18 protein-coding genes are annotated in these 19,442 nt (G+C 40.1%); 5 read left to right on the top strand and 13 right to left on the bottom strand.

The features are described 5' to 3' along the window. Nucleotides 1–153: 153 nt before the first annotated feature. The 5 genes from glpG to H5125_RS19940 all read right to left on the bottom strand — a co-directional run bounded on the left by glpG (nt 154) and on the right by H5125_RS19940 (nt 4,749). Nucleotides 154–1,005 (bottom strand): rhomboid family intramembrane serine protease GlpG, encoded by an 852-nt coding sequence (gene glpG, locus H5125_RS19960; protein ID WP_182745118.1) that lies wholly within the window; start codon nt 1,003–1,005, stop codon nt 154–156. Beyond that, nucleotides 1,002–1,310, bottom strand: coding sequence for a thiosulfate sulfurtransferase GlpE (gene glpE, locus H5125_RS19955; protein WP_101088610.1), 309 nt, complete (start codon nt 1,308–1,310; stop codon nt 1,002–1,004). Before glpE ends, glpG begins: the two co-directional genes overlap by 4 nt. A 125-nt stretch (nt 1,311–1,435) precedes the next feature. Further along, complete coding sequence (gene tdh, locus H5125_RS19950) at nt 1,436–2,461, bottom strand: L-threonine 3-dehydrogenase (RefSeq protein WP_101088609.1); 1,026 nt, start codon at nt 2,459–2,461, stop codon at nt 1,436–1,438. 103 nt (nt 2,462–2,564) lie between these two features. After that, nucleotides 2,565–3,758: a glycine C-acetyltransferase gene (locus H5125_RS19945; protein ID WP_182745116.1), complete on the bottom strand. Its 1,194-nt coding sequence runs from the start codon at nt 3,756–3,758 to the stop codon at nt 2,565–2,567. 328 nt (nt 3,759–4,086) lie between these two features. Beyond that, a complete protein-coding gene (locus H5125_RS19940) occupies nt 4,087–4,749 on the bottom strand; it encodes a TetR/AcrR family transcriptional regulator (protein ID WP_059747035.1) in 663 nt (220 codons plus the stop codon). A 117-nt stretch (nt 4,750–4,866) separates the two neighbouring features. Here H5125_RS19940 and waaA point away from each other — a divergent pair, with 117 nt between their 5' ends. Next, complete coding sequence (waaA, locus tag H5125_RS19935) at nt 4,867–6,129, top strand: lipid IV(A) 3-deoxy-D-manno-octulosonic acid transferase (RefSeq protein WP_182745114.1); 1,263 nt, start codon at nt 4,867–4,869, stop codon at nt 6,127–6,129. Between the two features lie 90 nt (nt 6,130–6,219). On the opposite strand, the gene H5125_RS19930 is transcribed toward waaA, so the two are convergent. Beyond that, nucleotides 6,220–6,948 (bottom strand): 3-deoxy-D-manno-octulosonic acid kinase, encoded by a 729-nt coding sequence (locus H5125_RS19930; RefSeq protein WP_182745112.1) that lies wholly within the window; start codon nt 6,946–6,948, stop codon nt 6,220–6,222. A 110-nt stretch (nt 6,949–7,058) separates the two neighbouring features. Between H5125_RS19930 and H5125_RS19925 the strand changes: the two genes are divergently transcribed. Further along, nucleotides 7,059–8,090 (top strand): glycosyltransferase family 9 protein, encoded by a 1,032-nt coding sequence (locus tag H5125_RS19925; protein WP_182745111.1) that lies wholly within the window; start codon nt 7,059–7,061, stop codon nt 8,088–8,090. Between the two features lie 42 nt (nt 8,091–8,132). Here H5125_RS19925 and H5125_RS19920 read toward each other — a convergent pair whose 3' ends face one another. Beyond that, complete coding sequence (locus H5125_RS19920) at nt 8,133–8,981, bottom strand: glycosyltransferase (RefSeq protein ID WP_182745109.1); 849 nt, start codon at nt 8,979–8,981, stop codon at nt 8,133–8,135. A 41-nt stretch (nt 8,982–9,022) separates the two neighbouring features. Continuing rightward, nucleotides 9,023–10,138 (bottom strand): glycosyltransferase family 9 protein, encoded by a 1,116-nt coding sequence (locus H5125_RS19915; RefSeq protein WP_182745108.1) that lies wholly within the window; start codon nt 10,136–10,138, stop codon nt 9,023–9,025. Between the two features lie 218 nt (nt 10,139–10,356). Between H5125_RS19915 and H5125_RS19910 the strand changes: the two genes are divergently transcribed. Next, nucleotides 10,357–11,415, top strand: coding sequence for a CDP-glycerol glycerophosphotransferase family protein (locus H5125_RS19910; RefSeq protein WP_162024161.1), 1,059 nt, complete (start codon nt 10,357–10,359; stop codon nt 11,413–11,415). An 8-nt stretch (nt 11,416–11,423) separates the two neighbouring features. Beyond that, complete coding sequence (locus H5125_RS19905; protein ID WP_011639339.1) at nt 11,424–11,816, top strand: adenylyltransferase/cytidyltransferase family protein; 393 nt, start codon at nt 11,424–11,426, stop codon at nt 11,814–11,816. A 100-nt stretch (nt 11,817–11,916) separates the two neighbouring features. Here the strand turns inward: H5125_RS19905 and rfaD are convergent, their stop codons facing one another. Beyond that, nucleotides 11,917–12,870, bottom strand: a complete 954-nt coding sequence (gene rfaD, locus H5125_RS19900; protein WP_182745107.1) for an ADP-glyceromanno-heptose 6-epimerase — start codon at nt 12,868–12,870, stop codon at nt 11,917–11,919. 56 nt (nt 12,871–12,926) lie between these two features. Beyond that, nucleotides 12,927–13,928, bottom strand: coding sequence for a glycosyltransferase family 9 protein (locus H5125_RS19895; protein ID WP_182745106.1), 1,002 nt, complete (start codon nt 13,926–13,928; stop codon nt 12,927–12,929). Nucleotides 13,929–14,431: 503 nt separating this feature from the next. On the opposite strand from H5125_RS19895, the gene H5125_RS19890 reads away from it, so the two are divergent. Continuing rightward, nucleotides 14,432–15,193 carry a glycosyltransferase family 25 protein gene (locus H5125_RS19890; RefSeq protein ID WP_162024158.1) on the top strand — a complete coding sequence of 254 codons (762 nt, stop codon included), beginning with the start codon at nt 14,432–14,434 and terminating at the stop codon, nt 15,191–15,193. Between the two features lie 301 nt (nt 15,194–15,494). Here the strand turns inward: H5125_RS19890 and H5125_RS19885 are convergent, their stop codons facing one another. From H5125_RS19885 to H5125_RS19875, 3 genes are read right to left on the bottom strand one after another with little or no spacing between them, the layout of a single operon-like run. Then, complete coding sequence (locus tag H5125_RS19885; RefSeq protein WP_182745105.1) at nt 15,495–17,684, bottom strand: YjbH domain-containing protein; 2,190 nt, start codon at nt 17,682–17,684, stop codon at nt 15,495–15,497. A gap of 2 nt (nt 17,685–17,686) precedes the next feature. Next, on the bottom strand, nt 17,687–18,469 hold the full coding sequence (locus tag H5125_RS19880; protein ID WP_101088599.1) for a capsule biosynthesis GfcC family protein: 783 nt from the start codon (nt 18,467–18,469) through the stop codon (nt 17,687–17,689). Further along, nucleotides 18,466–19,182, bottom strand: coding sequence for a YjbF family lipoprotein (locus H5125_RS19875; protein WP_182745104.1), 717 nt, complete (start codon nt 19,180–19,182; stop codon nt 18,466–18,468). The genes H5125_RS19880 and H5125_RS19875 overlap by 4 nt, the downstream gene beginning before the upstream one ends. Nucleotides 19,183–19,442: the final 260 nt, after the last annotated feature.

Here is a 19,442-nt window from a genome sequence, read left to right as displayed (position 1 = left end):
CCGATATAAAACACTTTATCCTTCCAGATAAAAGAAAGCACCGAACGTATCCACGCTCAGTGCTCTATATACCTAGCCGTTATCCACTTAAATATAAACAGTAATGCTTATCCGAATAGCATTAGCCACCTAAAGTGGCATTTTTATTTATAGTTAGCTGGTTTTAGTGGTAGGTGAGGTTCTACTATCAAATAATGCTTGGGCTAACCCAACACAGAGCCCTGCAATGTGGGCGCCATTCGCAATTGGCATGCCCAACACATCAGTAAAGCCGAGAACCAACCAAATGAGCATAAATCCCATATAAGATTGCGGCAAACTAATACCGCAGCTAGGTTTACGAATACCCATTAGCCAAGTGTAACCTACCACAGCGTATACGACGCCAGACAAGCCACCAAAATTAGGCCCTGTCATGTAAAACTGCACAATATTAGGCAAAGTGCCCGCGACAACTAATAAAAACAGTAACGGTCGAGTACCCAAATTGGTTTCAATTTTACCGCCTAAGTACCACCACCACAGCAAATTAAAGATAATATGCATAGCAGAAAAGTGCATTAAACTTGGGGTGAATACGCGCCACACTTGGTTTACATCACTGTCCGCAACAGCGCTAAAAAAAGATAACTTAGTGAAGATGGCATCGGCAAAACCAAGGTTCATGCCCGCGAAAATGGCAACACAAGCAAAAAAGCACACTAATGTCAGTGGGCCTGCGCCTGTCATAAACTGTTGAATTAAGCCTTTAGTTCCTGGGCCATAGTCAAATTTAGTATCTGTTGCACCGTTGTCCCAAGAGGCTTGCAAGTATTTACTATCGTATGGATTTTTAGCAAACTCAATTAACTCGGCGTGAGCTTGGTTTTCGTCGGCGGGGTTAGTGATTATTAGGCCAACACCCTGAGAATGAGTCACTGCATGGCATTGAATATTTAACCCTTTGAGGTGGTCAATAAATGCTTGTGCTGCACGTGCATTAGGTAGTTGGCCGATTTCTATCATGCGTGAGCCAAGCTCCAGGCACTATAACCACCATCTAAACTGTAGATGTCGTCAAAACCTTGTTCGTTTAAATAACTGGCTGCGCTTTGGCTGCTCATTCCATGGTAGCAGACAACGACTACCGGCTTGTCCATATCAGCACCGCCAATGAAGTCAGCTAGGTTTTCGTTGCTTAAATGGGTCGCACCTTCAATATGGCCAGCGGCAAAACTCGCTGCGTCGCGAATATCAACAACTTGTATGTCGTTAGATTCAGTCGACATATGGATAAGCTCATTAATAGACAAATGTTTAAAACCAGACATGATATTACCTATAAAAATATACAAATAGCGATGTGCTTAGCGTCAGTTTGCAACAAGGGGTTGTATTAATACAACCCCTTGTTGGTGTACTGACTCATTAAGCCACAATACTGAGACAGTAAAGCTTAATCCCAGTTCAATATAACTTTACCTGACTGGCCTGAGCGCATTGCATCGAAGCCTTTCTGGAAATCATCAATACTAAAGTGATGAGTAATGATAGGTGACAAGTCTAAGCCTGATTGGATTAAGCTTGCCATTTTGTACCAAGTTTCGAACATTTCACGGCCATAAATGCCTTTGATGATCAAACCTTTAAAAATGATTTTGCTCCAGTCGATGGCCATCTCGCCGCCAGGAATACCTAGCATGGCAATTTTACCGCCGTGGTTCATGGTGTCTAACATCGCGTGGAATGCCGATGGTACGCCTGACATTTCTAAACCGACGTCGAAGCCTTCTGTCATGCCAAGTTCTTTCATAACATCTTTAAGGTTTTCTGTTGCGACGTTAACCGCGCGAGTCGCACCCATTTTTCGGGCAAGATCAAGTCGGTATTCATTTACATCAGTAATCACAACATGACGAGCGCCGACGTGTTTACAAACCGCTGCAGCCATAATACCAATAGGACCCGCACCGGTAATCAACACATCTTCGCCGACTAAATCAAACGATAATGCAGTATGTACCGCATTACCGAATGGATCGAATATAGCCGCTAAATCATCTGGAATATCCGCAGGAATTTTGAAGGCGTTAAACGCTGGTAACACTAAATATTCGGCAAACGCACCATCACGATTCACACCAACGCCTGAAGTATTACGGCATAAGTGGGTACGACCAGCACGACAGTTACGACAATAACCACAAGTGATGTGACCTTCTCCAGATACACGATCGCCAATACTAAACCCACGTACTTCCTGGCCAACATCGACCACTTCGCCGACATATTCATGGCCGGCAATCATCGGAACTGGAATGGTTTTTTGTGACCATTCATCCCAGTTGTAGATATGTACGTCAGTACCACAAATCGCTGTTTTACGAATTTTAATTAGCAGGTCGTTGTGACCCATTTCTGGTTTTGGTGCATCGACCATCCAGATGCCTTCTTCAGGCTTTAACTTACTTAATGCTTTCATGTTGATGACCTATTTTTAGTCTGAGCTATCGTTAACCACTGTTACGCGATGCTGTTATTAATCTATGCTTCTATTAACCTATGCTTTTATTAGTCAAGTTAGCTTAGATAATGCCCATATCTTTACCAATACGGGTAAAGGCACCGATAGCATGATCAAGTTGCTCGCGAGTGTGCGCAGCAGACATTTGGGTACGAATACGTGCTTGGCCTTTTGGTACCACTGGGAATGAAAAGCCAACTACGTAAATATGCTCTTGTAATAAACGGTTAGCAAAGTCGCCGGCCAATTTAGCATCGCCAATCATGACTGGAATAATGGCATGGTCTGCACCACCTAAGGTGAACCCAACCGCAGACATTTGCTCACGGAAATAACGACTGTTTTCCCATACTGCTTCACGCAAGTCTTGACCTGTTTTTAGCATTTCAAGCACCCGGATAGACGCACTAACAATAGAAGGCGCTAATGAGTTTGAAAATAGGTAAGGGCGAGAGCGTTGACGTAACCACTCAACGACTTCTTTTTTCGCTGCAGTAAAACCACCCGATGCGCCGCCTAATGCTTTACCTAAGGTACCGGTAATGATATCGACTCTGTCCATCACGTCACAATATTCGTGGGTTCCACGACCATTTTGACCGATAAAGCCTACTGCATGAGAGTCATCGACCATCACCAATGCGCCGTACTTATCTGCGAGATCACACACACCTTGAAGGTTAGCGATTACGCCGTCCATTGAGAACACACCGTCAGTGGCGATCAAAATGTTGCGTGCACCAGCAGCTTGAGCTGCAATGAGCTGAGTTTCTAAGTCGGCCATGTCATTGTTGGCATAACGGAAACGCTTAGCTTTACATAAACGCACACCATCAATAATTGAAGCATGGTTTAGCGCGTCGGACACAATAGCGTCCTCGGCATCTAATAAGGTTTCAAAAAGACCCGCATTAGCGTCGAAGCAAGACGAGTACAAAATGGTGTCTTCCATACCTAAAAAAGCACTTAGGCTAGCTTCTAATTGCTTATGAATGTCTTGAGTACCACAAATGAATCGTACCGATGCCATACCAAAACCGTGACTGTCTAAACCGGCTTTTGCGGCTTTGATAAGTTCAGGATGATTGGCTAAACCTAAATAGTTATTGGCGCAGAAGTTAATCACTTCTTCACTGTTAACTTGAATAGCTGTTTGCTGAGCGGAAGCAATGACGCGCTCACTTTTGTATAAACCATCGGCTTTTACATCGACAATTTGCTGATTAATTCGGTCGTAAAAAGAGGTAGATGCCACCTGTGTTCTCCTAAATATGGTTATTATGCTTATCCAAATCACGCAGTAAAACACCGCGATAAATGACAGGGTGTTTTGGAGTTATTGGCATTCTAACCTTTATTTTTGCCGCTCTACAGCGTTTTTTTTAGTCGTCAGACCAACATGAGTTAGATTAGGGGTATCGACTTATTCACATTAAAAAAACTAATCATTAACATGGTTGGTGACTGGATATGAAAGGCGGGTGATAACCCTAAGTTAATCCGCTAATAACTGATTCAATTGTAGTTGGTTATTGGCGGATTGGAAATTCTGTAATCGATGCGAGGTAAACGAAATACTTAGCTTATGTTTGCGCGACGCTATGGCGTTCTTGGCTGGCTATGTCTAAGTAGTGTTGCTCTAAACGACAAAATGTTGCGCTTGAAGTGGGAGTAGAGTAAGCCTGAAAAATCATCAAGACTCTTAATAGTCCATCGTATAGCGTGGCTTTAGTGATGGTTGATGTACTCGATTGAGTTAATTGGTAGCTAATCCAGAAACTGACCATCATTTTAATGGTGTCGGCAAGCGCGGTTACTTTATTATCATCGACGTCTAGGAAACCGTCTTTTTTGAGTTTGCGCAGTACATCACTTGAGCGAGTCAGTACTTGTTGTTGAGCATGTAAGTAGCGTTTCTTTAGCGCATCATCACGGCTTAAAATATCGGCTAAGTTGGCATACATAAACCTAAACTGCCATAAGGTATAGAACATGGCATCAAAATAACCCATTAATAATTCAATCGTAATAGGCACATCATCATAAGGCTTAAAGCCTGACTCTAAATGACTTTCATATAGACTGAAAATTGAATTAATGATGTCTTCCTTATTGCGAAAGTGGTAGTACAAATTGCCCGGACTAATGCCTAAATGGGCTGCAATATGGTTAGTGGTAATACTACGTTCACCGTGTTCATTGAATAGTTCTAAGCTGGCAAAAATGATTTTATCGCGGGTTTTCATGTGATTTCCATATTCATTATTGACTTATTGTCGCTCAAATAATTCGTTAAGCCGACTTAATATGAGTATGTTAACATTGTGCTTATCTGACAAGCAAAAATCGATGACCCATCTTACATGAACCGTATTGTTTATTCTTTGTTCCTATATTTGTTGTTTCCGCTGGTGATTCTTTATTTAGCATTTCGTGCCATAAAAAGTGTCGACTATCGTAGCCGTTGGTCTGAACGTTTTGGTTTTGCTAAGTTAACCAAAACGGATGTGTTGATCCACAGTGTGTCGATGGGAGAAACGTTAGCGGCGATTCCGTTGATTAAGCAGCTGATGACTGTGCACCCAGATTATGCTTTTACCGTTACTACAACCAGCCCAACAGGGTCTGCTGAAGTGACTAAAGCATTTGGCGATACAGTCCAGCATTGCTATTTACCGTTTGATTTTTCATATGCAATTAAACGATTTTTACGCCAACTGCAACCCAAAGTGTGCATTATCATGGAGACTGAACTGTGGCCAAACTTGGTCCACTTTGCAGAGCAGCAACAAGTGACTCTGATTTTAGCCAATGCACGCTTATCGCAAAAGTCCGCTGATAAATACACTAAAAAGCGTCGTTTGGCTGTGCCTATGTTAAACAAACTCAACTTGATTACCGTACAAACTAAAGCTGAAGCCGAACGGTTTATTACCCTAGGAGTGACTCGTCAGCGCATACATGTGTGTGGCAGTTTGAAGTTTGATCTCACTATTGATCCCATCAAAAAACAGCAAGCCAACACGCTTCGTGCCCAATGGGATCGGGTTAATTCACCTATTTGGGTTGCAGGGAGTGTTCACCCCGGCGAGTTTGAGGCCATTTTGAGCGCCCATAAACAGCTACTAGCTTGTTTCCCTAATGCATTATTGATTATGGCGCCCCGACATCCTGAGCAATTTAATTTAGCGGCTATTACCATTACCCAATCTGGATTGACGTTAGCGAGACGCAGTATGAATGATGAAGTTAACAGCCAGACTCAAGTGTTACTTGGTGACACTATGGGGGAGCTAGTGATGCTATATGGTACAGCGGATCAGGCATTTGTTGGCGGGACACTGATTAATAATGGTGGTCATAACCCGCTTGAACCTGCTGCCATGGGGCTACCTGTATATGTCGGCCCCAACCATTGGGATTTTGCTGAAATCACCCAGTTACTTGCCGATGCTGGTGCATTAATCTGTATTAACTCTGCAGATGAATTGGCGCAAGAATTACAAAATAAGTTTACCAATAGCCATATGTATCAATCAGCGTCCTTTGCTGGATTAGCAGTCGTTGAGCAAAATCGGGGCGCGCTTTTAAAGCAGTTTACCCTCATTAACGAGCTCATCGTGTAACATTTTTCTGTCAGTCATTTGAACATAAACGTATAAAAATAGACGCTCATTAGCGTCTGTTTTTATCACCACCCCATACCAGAGTTAGCTTTAGATTGGGTTGATTCTTTGATAACCGGCAAGTAATTGATGCCAATGCTGTTGACTAAATTGCAGCGTAGTCAGTTTAGCGTGCTCTTTGTTAAAAGAACGTAGCAAGCGGTCTAAATTGGCCTGTTGCCATGTAGGCTGTGGTGTGCGTAATTCACCTCTATCAAAGTCAATTAAATAGAATTTTCCGTGTGCAAGTAAGATGTTTTTGGCATTTAAATCGGCGTGATATACCCCACGTTGATGAAATTTGGCAATGGTTTCGCCTAGTAAATACCATTGCGATTCTGTCATTGGGTTATGGCTTAAGTAAGCCACTAAATCATTTGCACCAGCAACATGTTCAATAATTATATCGGCTCGATACCATAAACCAAAACGTTCAACATTCGCCGCAATAGGGCGTGGAACCGCAAATCCTTCTTGATACAAAACTTCAAGAATCGCTAACTCTGCCACAGCACGGGTTCGTTGTAGGCCGGTATAGAAGTAGGCATCACGGCTGAATTTTTCCATCATTCCACCGCGCCAATAATGGCGTAACACCCATGTTTGCGGGCTGTCCGAGTTTTCGGTTTTGACAAACCATGTGGTGTAACGGCCTTTGGACTGACCCACCACTGCATTTTTTTCTCGCCAACCATCAACCGCGAAGTCTTGCGGTGCTAAGTGTTGGGCAGTGGTTTCACACCATGCAATATGGCCAAGTTGGGTGTTTTTTATTTGCATCTAATTATCAATAGCATTGGTTAGATTGTGGATCGAAATAACATTATACCTTAAGATCACTAACTTGCCTTCACCGCCTTAATTCTTCACTCAAGCATATTGGATAATCAATGAAAGCTGACTTTAGTGCGATACGTTCATTATGTTTACTGCGTTTGTCTGCCATTGGTGATGTTTGCCACGCAGTAGCAATGGTGCAGGCTATTCAAAAACAGTATCCAGACCTGAGTATTACGTGGATTATTGGTAAGGTTGAATATCAATTACTTAAGCATTTGCCTGGGATCCAGTTTGTTATTTTCGACAAGTCCAAGGGCTGGCGTAGCTATGTTCAGTTACGTCGTGATTTACAAGGCCAACGTTTTGATGTGCTGCTACATATGCAAGTTGCACTTCGTGCCACCATAGCCTCATTAATGATCAAGGCGCGAATTCGGGTCGGATTTGATAAGGCCAGAGCCAAAGAAGGCCAGTGGTTGGTGACCAATCATGCGGTTGACCCCTTGGCCACACCGCATGTATTAGATGGTTTTATGGGCTTTGCTAAAGCCATTGGTGTAGAAGACTTAACGCCACGCTGGAATATTCCTGTACCACAAGCCGACACCGACTTTGCCAAACAACTGGTGGGCGATGATAAAGTCATGGTGATTTGCGCAGCAGCCAGTAAGGCCGAACGCAACTGGCTGCCAGAGCGTTACGCTGCCGTTGCTGATTATGCTATTACGCAGGGATTTAGAGTGATGTTGTGCGGCGGCCCAACAGCGTTAGAAAAAAATCTAGCGGATGTGATTCAATCGCATAGCCAACAGCCATTGGACAACCAAGTAGGCAAGACATCTTTGACTCAGCTGCTTGCAGTATTAAAACAAGCCAATCTAGTGCTAGCACCCGATACAGGCCCCTTGCATATGGCTGTTACTCAAGGTACGCCAGTGATTGGTCTATATGCTCACTCAAACCCTGGACGAACAGGACCTTACCTTTATCGTCAATACACCGTAAGTGTTTACCCACAAGTGATAGCCAAGCAATTTGATGCTCCTGTTAAGTGGGGCACGCGTGCTAAAGGTGAGCATTTAATGGTGATGATAGAAGTTGATCAGGTAAAGGCTCAGTTTGATCAATTCATTAAGCAGTAAAAAGCTCGCCTTGAAGCGAGCTGTCATTATCTGAATTAGGATTTAATATTTATACTTGCCACGGAATAAACCAAATATCGCACTCAAAAGTGCTACAGGTAACTTTGTTTTTCGATGTTGTTTGAGTATGTACCAATTCCAAGCTTGTTTTTTATACTCAAGAATTTGTTCATTTGTTAATGTATCGTTGAACATATCGCAGAAATCGATGATGTATTTCAATTCTCTCATCGGGATATCTTGGCGGTAACCTCTACCTGAATAATGAATGAAATCTGCTTTTTGATAATCATCATGTCCTAAAAGCTGCATACGATTAAAGTTAGCTTCCACACCTATGCTTTTTATATTATCTCTCCTGATGAGATAGTTAATATAGGTTTGGTCGTAAAATTTAACGTTGTTACAAATGGCCTGCATTTCTTCAATATTGGCTTTATCAAATAGTCCGGTTTCTTTAGATAGCAAAAACATCCCAGAGTTGTAATAAACTATTTTATTGTCTTCTTTTGGCCAGTCGACCTCGCCTAAGATATTATTAATTTGCACCGCTTGGTCACCGCGATCGCGATGAGCCCCTTCGTTGAACATATAAACCGTATCAAGGTCAGAATATAGTTCAAATATATCTCGTGCCCATGGTGTCACGATAATATCTGCGTCTAGATACAGTACTCGATCATATTCTTTGAGTATCTCTGAAATATATAGCTTTTCAGACCATGCCGGGCTGGAGTCAAATTTAGGGTTACTGACATGAATTTTATAATGCAGTTGATCTGAAACGATGACATCAGCCCCAATTCTTTTACCATAAGCTTTAAAGCTGGCAATGGCAGCGCGATACATTGGGTTATCGCCAATAGCGAGTGTAAAAATAGCCTTCTTCATCCGTTCACCTTGCGTATATTTATGTATTGGGTGTTAAGTCTTTAACCGAGAGAGTTCATTTTTTTATATTGTTGGAATACTCGGTCAACGCTGATGTCTTCAATGTGGCCTCTACCTTCTGTTGCATACATGACATGCGATACCTCACTTTCTGGTGGTGCCCAATAAGGCTTTTTCTCACGCATCATTGCTAATAAAGGACGTTGAGCAGCAAAAGCAAAGTGCAATATTGCCGTATCGACTGTTATCACAAAATCGGAGTGTGCAATGAGTGATGGTAGTTCAAAAAAATGTTCGTTAACGGTGAAAACAGCCGTTTGCGTATTTGTTCGAGCCGTAAATTTTTCAGTTTCAATACTAACAGAGTCAAAGTTTTCTTGAGTGACATTAATAATGAAACGTTGGCTAGAATCAATTGCCGATATTTTTTCAATGAGGGAGAATAATTGTGATAATTTCCAATCTTTTTTCTCATTGGTTGATAAATGATTTAAAAATATGAGTTTCCCTTGTTTTTCTGGGTCACTAAATTTGGAGTTTAACCACGACTGAGTAATGGGTTCAATTGCGTCTGGGGTCTTTAACGTCGGCATTAATTGCTCGGAAGTTAAGGTAAGTCCCAAAACTTCACTAAATATCATATTGTATCTGTCAGTAATGTGGTGCGACTTAGGTAAGTTACTCTCATCTAAGATAAAAGTATGGTCTGAATGGCGAAAAAATATCTTGTTTAACCATCCAAATGAAGCACTTTTAGGGATGCTCGACACGATAAACGCTTTGTCGTTTATGCTGCGAGCGATTTGTGAATATTGTCGACTTTTACTGACAGAATGACAAAAAATAATGTCATACTTACGCAGCTTGGCTTGCTCCACATGGCTTTGCATTGCTAATTTTGAATCAGTGCAGCCGTAAGTGAGCTTAAAGGCACCCTCTGTATCCATCCATTGTTGCAAAATTTTGCTTCTAGATAAGCGCCAGCTATCACTATTACAACGAATATCATCTAACCATATGTCGATTTCAATATGAGCATATTGCTTTTTTAAAGCGATAAGAAAGGTTTTTAAGTAAAGAAAGTCACCTAACGCTACTGGCGAAATAAACAGTAAGCGTTGACATGTTTGCAATTGCTTTGTAGACACTATTGGCATATGAATAGACAGCTTTGTTGATAGTTATACTTGAAATAATACCTTGAAAAGAGGGCTTTTTGAATCAATACCTTGAGAAAAGCGAATAGATGTATTGATTTCATTTGATATCAGATTGGTCGGTTGAGAGGATTAGATGTAAATTGAGGCGTGTTATCATTTATACTAGTGCTCTTTGCAAATTCTGATGCGGAATTATTAATAGGAATTGACTTGCGATGATTTGTTTTGATGTTTTACATCCCTATTATTTACCACAATACTTTCCTGTCGCTGCAGAGCTACAGAAGCGTTCGGTTCCTGTGACATATGTTATCTACAAGAGTGTTGATCAGCAGTCGGTATTGGAAGCGCTTGTAAGTAAGCATCAGCTAAATGTTGTCTGGGTTAATGATGAATCAGAAGCGCTTGAATTTTATTTGTTGAACAAGCCTCAATGGGTTGTGTTCGGTAATGCATTTGCTTCAGCGTCACGATTAAAAGGGATCAGTCAGACTGCTTTGATGCAGCATGGTGTCGGGCCAAAGTCGGTATATTATACTGTTTCAAAAGGCGATATTGAAGTTCGCTTTGTGGAAGGCCAATATCGTTTAAAGCGATTACAGGAGATGTTTCCTGAAAAAGTGTTCATTGATACTGGTTATGCCAAGCTAGATCCAATTATCCAAGGAGATGAACAGGGTTTAGACTTAGCTTCTTTAGGATTAGATACTAATAAAAAAACCTTGTTATATGCGCCTACATTTTACCCAAGCAGCATTGAAGAAATGGCTAAAAATTGGCCATCTCAATTTTCTGAATATAATATATTGCTCAAACCACATTATTTTTCATTGAGTAAATCAAATTATAAAAAACAAAAAGCGCTGCTAACTCACTGGGCTAGTTTCGACAATGTTTATTTAGCGCCTGCTGAAGAAGCAAATTTATTACCTTTTATGGTCTCTGCCGATGTATTAATTAGCGATGCTTCATCTGCCTTATTTGAATTTGCTGCATTAAATAAACCTGTTGTATGGTGTGATTTTTATCACTTACGTTGGTCTTATCGTGGGATTTTTAAATTCAGGTTTAAGAATCGTGTCGATCAAGATTTATACCGCTACGCAGACATTGCTGCGCACGCCAGAACATATAAAGAATTAAAGCAAGTTGTTGATCAACAGATAGCACATCCAGAGTTGTTTGCGCCTCAACGGACGCAATATACGGCAGAGCTAGTGGGTGTTGTTGATGGCCTTTGTAGCCAACGAATTACTGACTATTTATTAGAATAAGGATTTAGATGAACATTATTACATTCGGTACTTTTGACATGTTTCATATTGGTCATTTAAATATTTTAGAAAGAGCGAAAGAGTTAGGCGGTAAGTTGGTTGTTGGGGTGTCATCTGATGCTCTTAATTTTAGTAAAAAACAACGAAACCCTATTTGCGATGAAATCGATCGAATGAGAATTGTCGCGGCTCTATCCTGTGTAGATCAAGTTTTTCTTGAAGAGTCATTAGAGCTTAAAGCAGAGTACATTCAAAAGTATCAAGCTGATTATTTAGTGATGGGGGATGATTGGGAGGGACGTTTTGATCATCTATCTCATCTATGTAAAGTAGTGTATTTACCAAGAACCCCTGCGATTTCAACAACAATGTTAATTGAGATCGTTAAAGAAATTAGATAGTGAGTTCATCATTTCTATGAAACAGGAACATGCTATGGATAAAAAACGCCATAGCATGTTGCTGTTAAGCTAGTTTTCGCTTCGTAAGAGCTATAAACCGTTATTGACCAATAAAATGTTGGGTTTTAAGCCAATCTAAATATTCAGGTACAGCTTGCTCAACTGTTTTAAACTCAGCTTGATAACCAGCCGCTCTTAATTGAGTTAAATCTGCTTGGGTATAACTCTGATAAGCGCCTTTCAATTTGTCTGGGAAAGGAATGTATTCAACGTGCCCTTTACCATGATAAGCAATCACAGCATTGGCAACATCATTAAAGCTTTGCGCTTGGCCTGTTCCGCAGTTATATATGCCCGATACTGATGGATTCTGCCATAGCCATAAATTGACGTTAACCACATCTTCGACAAACACAAAGTCACGAAGTTGCTGACCATTTTCATAACCATCAACACCTTCAAACAAACGACACACACCATTAGCGTTAATTTGGTTGTTAAAGTGGAACGCCACACTGGCCATGCCACCCTTGTGTTGTTCACGTGGACCATAGACGTTGAAATAACGTAATCCTGCCACTTGGCCAGTGAGCTTTTGCTGTCTTACATATTGATCAAATAAGAACTTAGAGTAAGCGTAGACATTGAGCGGTTTTTCGAGTTCGCGTTGCTCAATAAACTTTTCGCTGCCACCATAGACAGATGCAGAAGAAGCATAAATAAATTGGCAGTTATTAGCTTGGCTGTAATGCAATAATGTTTTTGAATACTCGTAGTTATTGGCCATCATAAACTTGCCATCCCACTCGGTGGTCGATGAGCAAGCGCCTTGATGGAAAATGACTTCAAGTTTGTTATCAAAATCGCCCGCTTTGATTTGCTTGATGAAATCATCTTTATCAAGATAATCAGCAATTTCACAATCGGCTAAATTGAACATCTGGGTGCCGTCAGTTAAGTCGTCTACCGCAATAATGTCATTTCGGCCCATGGCATTAAGTTGTTTTACTAAATTACTACCAATAAACCCGGCTGCGCCTGTCACAACTATCATATTCGTATTTCCATTATTGTTGCTCGCGATGAGCTAATTTAACACACTGCGACAATCTAAGATTGTTTGTTCAAAAAGTCGGCTATTTCATTCGATACCTGATCAAAATTGATTAATGCCATATTACGACCCGTTCTTTTTCCTACGGGAGGCGTATAAGCAAATCGTTTGCTTGGTTCAGATAATGTTCCCCATCTAATATGAGGTGTTGAGCGTCTTCCTGCGTAAAATCCAACAGTAGGCACATTATGTAAGCCCGCGATATGCAGAGGCCCTGTTGAGCCGGCAATAAACATGTCTGCTGCTACCAATGATTCGGAAAAATCAATCAAACGGTCTAACGGCTTAGCCAGCGATATTTTAATTGAGGTATTGGCCAGTAACGTTTGAATTTCTTTTGCTAGCTCCAGTTCACTTCCGTTAAATGTTAAAATAAAATGGCATGCTGATTGAGTTTGTTGATCAACATTTATCATTAACTGAACTAGCTTTTCTACAGGTACGCAACCAGAAGAGCCACCGGTACCTGGATGAATAAAAATTAGCTTTTCGTTGGTTAACTTTTGGTAGTGTTGTTGCCAATATTCTTTGCGATCACTCATATCCCAAAATCTATCAGGTAGTTTAGGGATGGCATAACCGTGGTGAGTTAAGAAGTGCTCTACCAGCATACACGCACCTCGCCAGCAGCCTTCACTGTTTAAGTATTCATTGCTTGCTCGATGTTTATATAAATATTGATACCAATTATGTTTAGGTACTAATTTATATGGAATATTGCTTTTGCTAAGAATTTTATAAATTCGAAATTCTGACAACAGAATGATTACAGCATCGTAATGTTGCTTCGCAATTTGCTCAGCAATGTCTGTATCATCTTTTGAGTCGATAATAGTGTTGTCTACATATGGACAGGCTTCAGCAAAGGACTTAACAACCGGTGCGACAAATACATCAATAGTCGCTTCGGGCATTGCTTTTCTGAGTAAATAAAGTGCTGGCCATGTCAGTACAAAATCGCCAATTTTATCGTGTTTGATGACTAAGATTTTTTTCATATGACTGTCTGAAAGATAAAATATTAACTTAATTCCATCAGATGATGGGGCTTATTGTATTGTGACTTTTAACGATTCTCTCAACGGCCATGATGATTGGCGCAAGAGCTGTCACAGAGTATATCAACTCAAGACCGTTTGTTCATCGTTTGCATGCGGAATTGTATCAAGGGTTAACAAATATCGGTTGCTATTGTTAACTAATCTAGCCATTGTGATGAATTTTTTGACAACAAGCTAAAGCCAGAATATTAATGATATACTCCCAAACCTCTCACTGTAAAAATGGTGAAATGCATGTGAGTGCAAGGACGCAAAACAACCACGGTTTTCTTAAGGGTTGTTTTCAATTTATTCAATGGATTAAATCAAATGTCACTAGTAAAAGTAACCTAACGGTAGCATCAACCATTTTATTCAGCAGATGTCGCCATTACTGAATATTCTAGGGTTAAATATCAGTAGTTGAACATGATTAAATTGGGTGTTTGGGTTAGTAATATATGAAATGTAAAGTTTTTCTCATTAATTTAGATAACAGTACTGAACGATTTACGTTCATGGATGAGCAGCTAAAACAATTAGGTATCGAATACCAACGTATTTCCGCCGTATACGGTAAGGATTTGCACGATATCGATATTGCGAAAGTGTATGATCCGCAAACAAACCTTCAAAAATACGACAAAAAGCTTAATTTGGGTGAAATTGGCTGCTACCTAAGCCATGTCCAATGTTGGCAAATGATTATTGAACAACAGTTAGATTACGCTTTAATTCTTGAGGATGACTCTATCCTAGATCCTGCGTTAATGACGGTGATACAACACATTAATAATCTTTCTGCTGATTGGGATTACATTAAATTGTGTCACGGGCGTAAGCCCAAAGGTATTGTAAAATCGATTGTGCTTGATGAGCGCTTTAGTTTATCCACATGTTTAAAGTTACCAGCTTCAACCCGCGGCCAATGCGTGTCATTTGCTGGAGCACAAAAATTATTAGCAACGGCATACCCTATTGCCCGTCCTGTTGATATTGATATTCAATTTTGGTTCGAAAAACAATTACGTTGCTTTGTTGTAAGACCTTTTCCTGTGATTGGAACCGATTTAGACAGTGATATTAATCGACAAGGTAGACGTACTCATGTTGAACGTCATCATTTATTGCGTATTTGGCAAAAAGTGAAGTTCGAGCTGAAATTGTTGAAACATAAACAACATCTGCCATCACTTCCTAGATTCAACAGCAATAAACCATAGTGATTTTACAAGGTAAGTAATCTGAACTTTAGATAATTTACCACCATAATTGTGTTTTATACCGCTAGCCTAGTTGGTTCCATTTAATAGTAATTGATTCACTTCTGAGGAGGATGAATTAATTTGCTTTGTTATCAAGGTTTGGACTCACATGCAGGTTTTTCTGGAATACTGAATTTGAAAAAATGCTTAATTTTTTCTTCATTTCTTATTCTGAGTTCTGGTGAAAGAAGGGTAGTGATTGCTTTTTGTATTTTAATGGGGACGATGTGAAGTTATTCATATCGCCCCTCATTGGCATTTATTTTGTTGTAGAAGGCTTATTTAGCCAAGGTGCTCGGGCATCAGTACCGCCATATAATTCAAATTTACGTCCTAACTTTTGGCCACCATCACGAGTTAATGGCTGCCAAGCAAGATTTCCGCGATTAGTTACTGGCGTAGGTAATATGGCATCAAACGGGATCGAGATATAAAATCCTTTGGTGAAACTACCTTCGCCGAATTGATCAGCAGACAAGTTTGTCTTAGAGGCGAATGCACCCACAATTACCCCACTATCAAATTGCTTAGAAAAATCTACAGTAACACCGCGATCTTCTGCTAAGTACTGACCATAGCTAACCTTAAGTAGTACATCATCGAACCAGCTTGGTTGATAATATACGCTAGCATGACCAGTGAATGTACCTGTTTGGGCACGGTAAAAACGTCCTGAGTCAGGATCAAAGTTTATTTCTTGATCAAAGAACCCGAAAAGATTATCTGGGTCGCGTTGTTTCACGTAGTTTACATCTACCCCAAATGCCCATTCACTGTTCATCGGTCTGTATAGTACTTCGCCACCAACACCACCAAACATCATTTCTAGATAGCCTACATACGCTTGGGCATAGATATTTTCACTGAGTTTATCTAACCAAGTTAGTTGTAGATTATCAACACGAACTGGATTATCTGATACGTATTGTCGGACCAAAGTTCTGACACGTTTTAAGTCAGTACCATCTGGTGGTGTTTCATATTTAAATTGGTCGTAGTTATCAAACAAGTTGATATAAATAGAGCTACTTACTTCTAAATTGTCTGTTAACCAACGGCCTGCAGATCCGTTGATACCTAAGTTAAAGAGGTAAAAATTTTCTGAACCACCAAAAGATTGAGCTAGTTTTGGCGCAAAGCCATAGTTCCATTGGTCAGGCGTTTCCCAATCGGGTTTTTCAGTAGGTAGAGTGGGTTCGATTACTTTAGTGCTATCTTCAATATTTGCATTAATGTAGTTATACTGAACAGCATCTTTAAATTTCTGAGCATCAATATCTGTTTCAGTTGTAGGTAAATGTGCAGTATTTTCAATAATTTTGAAGGTCTTGGCGCTAGGAAACTGATTCACTAAAATACGTCCAGCCTGATTGTGTGCGTATTTTCTGTCACGATATTTTGTTTGAGTTGCTACTACGGTGACTTCATCATTTTTGATGTAAATCTTGGCGCCTTTGTATCCTGCATCATAAGCCAGTCGTTTATTTAATTCTGGTAAATCAACTTTGCGATCGGCTATATCAGGTTTATCTTTAATAGCTTGCTTTGGTGTGTCACGCCAGTTCGATTTTAAGGTATTAAAATTAGTCGCTAAACTAAAGCCTAATGTCCAGGTGTTACCGCGTTCATAACTCAACTTAAAGTCGCCCCAGTTACTCACTTTATACAATAAACCATAGTTTATTGGGCTACTTTGTTTAAGTTCATTACCAGTACGTAAAGCGGCAAAGTCAGACTTATAATCATTACCATCGTACTCAACCTTTATACGTAAAGGATCCCAAGGCGTTTGATATTCTATACCAGCGAAAACTGCACTACAGCCTTTAAACCAACGTTCAAAGTCAACATTGCCGCCTTTGCCTTTGTAGCCGGTATTTCGATTGCAATCGACAGATGACGATTTGTTAGCGTTGGTTAAATTACCGCGGTTACCTATATAACCCCAACCCATACCAATAGTTGCATCGAACGGACCAAATCCTTTGGTCATAGCAATATATTCGCTATCGAATAAGCCGGTACCGCCGATATCTCGTACGCCGATAGACGTTTCAGGTACCCAATAGCTTTCTTCTAGTAAGCGCAGTTTTACGTCGATACCTTTGTCGGTGTAATAAGTATCACCACTAAATTCAGGGTCATTACTGTAAAGCACATCAGGAACTTGAGTGTAACGAATAGTGGTTTCTAACCAAGGGAAAAGTTGGATTGATAATGCACCGTGATAATAATCTTCGTTAAAAGTGGCGTTAACACTAAACTCACCTTCAGCGGCCATTCTACCTGTAGGCATTTGAATCAGACCTACACCGCCAAAGTCATATTGTGAAGGAGTAACTTTCTGTTTAGATAACTCATCACCTAGCGCTTTTTCGGATACAAGTACACTGCTAAACATAAAAGGAATGGCGAAAAGGTAACTAACATTCTGCTTGACATTGCTCATGGTTAACGTATCCAATATTTTAATAATTCAATCACTTGTTGATTTAATACTTGTTCATTTTCTTGAGCACCTTGAAATTCAAGGTAAATAATTGCCCCCGGCGCAATATCAATATGGTGATTATTCCAATAGGCTATTGGGTAATGTTCAACTTTTCCATCAGGTTGAATTAACCATGCAAAACTGTTGTTTGAATCATCTATTGGTAAAGCCCAATCGAGGTATTTCGTTGCATTTTGCCTGACTCGAAACGGTTGTTTGCCATTTTTCTCTACTGCACCTAATACCATTACATATCCAGGTTTGGTTGGTAATGAGAATAAATAGTGTCCTGAAATAAGTGGATTTAGTTCTTCTTTAAGTCTTGCTGAGTCAAAGTCCAAAATAATTGCTTCACGTTTTGCGAATTCATTAACCGTTATCCAATCTGATAATGCTTTTATTGCTTGAATATTTTTTGGCTTATTTTTATTGGAATCTTGGTTACTCAGTAAATGTAAAACTTGTTGTTGCTGGTTTTCTACTGCCGTGGCGGCGGATAGGTCATAAAGTCCGGCAGATGACCAATAGATAGGTTGTGGCTGGATGTCATTTTGAGAAACTAATTTACTAATGTTTGCCAAACTGTCTTCAACAACTTGCACCAATCGTACAGGTTGTGAATATTCAAGCGTTAATGTTCTTGTTGCTGTTGCTGATTGTGTGACGGTAATTGTTGTTTCAGCGCTGACACTCCGAGCAAGAAAAATTAATAAAAACGGTAGTAATCTAATAAACAGCGTCATTTTATATCCTCAAATGTATAAGGCTTTAACAGCGTGATATCAATATAAGGGAGATTGGGAGCAATTTTTTGGTTGCTTTTAAAGACCACTCCAGAAGTGGCATCAATCCAAAACTGGTTGTTGTATTCGATACCTAATTTGGGAATAAATACATGTTCATCAAACCTTTTCAATAGCATGGGACTCTCATTGATGATTACGGTCTCATCAGCAATAAAGGTAAAGGTTGATTGCTGCTTGTAACTAAAATGGTAACCGGGTTGCCAATCAATGGTACTTTGCCATTGCATTGGTGTGCTGGTTAAATGAAGTCCTAATGAAATTGGATCGATTTGTTCGCTGCTAAGGGCGATAAGGTTGCCATCAAACAAATTAACTGTTTTCAGTAAGCGACCGTTGCGAGTAACGAGCATCGCAGCATCAGATGATACCCACTTTAATTCAGCATTTTTTTTTGAAAATGGCGTAGCAGGGAGTGTCTGTGGTGCTTCAGCAAAAGCAAGTAATACATAGGCTTGAGAAGACTTATTTACTCTGACGTAGATACTGGCATATGGACTACTTTCAATTTTGCTTGCTGAAATGACCGAGTCAGGCGGTCCGATAATACTTTCTTTAACCATATCAGCAATTTGGGATGAAGTGTTACTGCAACCAGATAAGGTGATCAAAGAGATAATAAATAGAGTTTTGCTATTTAAAATAAAAGGCATACTAGCTCAATTCCTTAAGCTTTATAATATTTATAGAAAATAAAAAAGCACATTAAAAATGTGCTTTTTTATTTTACTAACGACTTTAGTTTGTAACTGAAGTTGTAGTAGTACCTGTACCAGTGCTCGTTGTTGTTGTACCCGTGCCAGTACCAGTACCTGCGCCATTCTCAGAATTACTATCATTCACAGACACAGCAACTACGCTAACAAGAACTCCAGTAGCAACAGCAATACCACCTACAGCTACAGCACCTAGG

Source organism: Shewanella sp. SR44-4, assembly GCF_014163715.1.
Classification (GTDB): Bacteria; Pseudomonadota; Gammaproteobacteria; order Enterobacterales; family Shewanellaceae; genus Shewanella.
The sequence above is the reverse complement of the archived record's forward strand: the minus strand, read 5'-3'. Positions and strand labels throughout refer to the sequence as shown.

Coding starts and splice junctions, on each gene's coding strand:
- glpG (WP_182745118.1), bottom strand. CDS start 1,005: ATGATAGAAATCGGCCAACTACCTAATGCACGTGCAGCACAAGCATTT.
- glpE (WP_101088610.1), bottom strand. CDS start 1,310: ATGTCTGGTTTTAAACATTTGTCTATTAATGAGCTTATCCATATGTCG.
- tdh (WP_101088609.1), bottom strand. CDS start 2,461: ATGAAAGCATTAAGTAAGTTAAAGCCTGAAGAAGGCATCTGGATGGTC.
- H5125_RS19940 (WP_059747035.1), bottom strand. CDS start 4,749: ATGAAAACCCGCGATAAAATCATTTTTGCCAGCTTAGAACTATTCAAT.
- waaA (WP_182745114.1), top strand. CDS start 4,867: ATGAACCGTATTGTTTATTCTTTGTTCCTATATTTGTTGTTTCCGCTG.
- H5125_RS19930 (WP_182745112.1), bottom strand. CDS start 6,948: ATGCAAATAAAAAACACCCAACTTGGCCATATTGCATGGTGTGAAACC.
- H5125_RS19925 (WP_182745111.1), top strand. CDS start 7,059: ATGAAAGCTGACTTTAGTGCGATACGTTCATTATGTTTACTGCGTTTG.
- H5125_RS19920 (WP_182745109.1), bottom strand. CDS start 8,981: ATGAAGAAGGCTATTTTTACACTCGCTATTGGCGATAACCCAATGTAT.
- H5125_RS19915 (WP_182745108.1), bottom strand. CDS start 10,138: ATGCCAATAGTGTCTACAAAGCAATTGCAAACATGTCAACGCTTACTG.
- H5125_RS19910 (WP_162024161.1), top strand. CDS start 10,357: ATGATTTGTTTTGATGTTTTACATCCCTATTATTTACCACAATACTTT.
- H5125_RS19905 (WP_011639339.1), top strand. CDS start 11,424: ATGAACATTATTACATTCGGTACTTTTGACATGTTTCATATTGGTCAT.
- rfaD (WP_182745107.1), bottom strand. CDS start 12,870: ATGATAGTTGTGACAGGCGCAGCCGGGTTTATTGGTAGTAATTTAGTA.
- H5125_RS19895 (WP_182745106.1), bottom strand. CDS start 13,928: ATGAAAAAAATCTTAGTCATCAAACACGATAAAATTGGCGATTTTGTA.
- H5125_RS19890 (WP_162024158.1), top strand. CDS start 14,432: ATGAAATGTAAAGTTTTTCTCATTAATTTAGATAACAGTACTGAACGA.
- H5125_RS19885 (WP_182745105.1), bottom strand. CDS start 17,684: ATGAGCAATGTCAAGCAGAATGTTAGTTACCTTTTCGCCATTCCTTTT.
- H5125_RS19880 (WP_101088599.1), bottom strand. CDS start 18,469: ATGACGCTGTTTATTAGATTACTACCGTTTTTATTAATTTTTCTTGCT.
- H5125_RS19875 (WP_182745104.1), bottom strand. CDS start 19,182: ATGCCTTTTATTTTAAATAGCAAAACTCTATTTATTATCTCTTTGATC.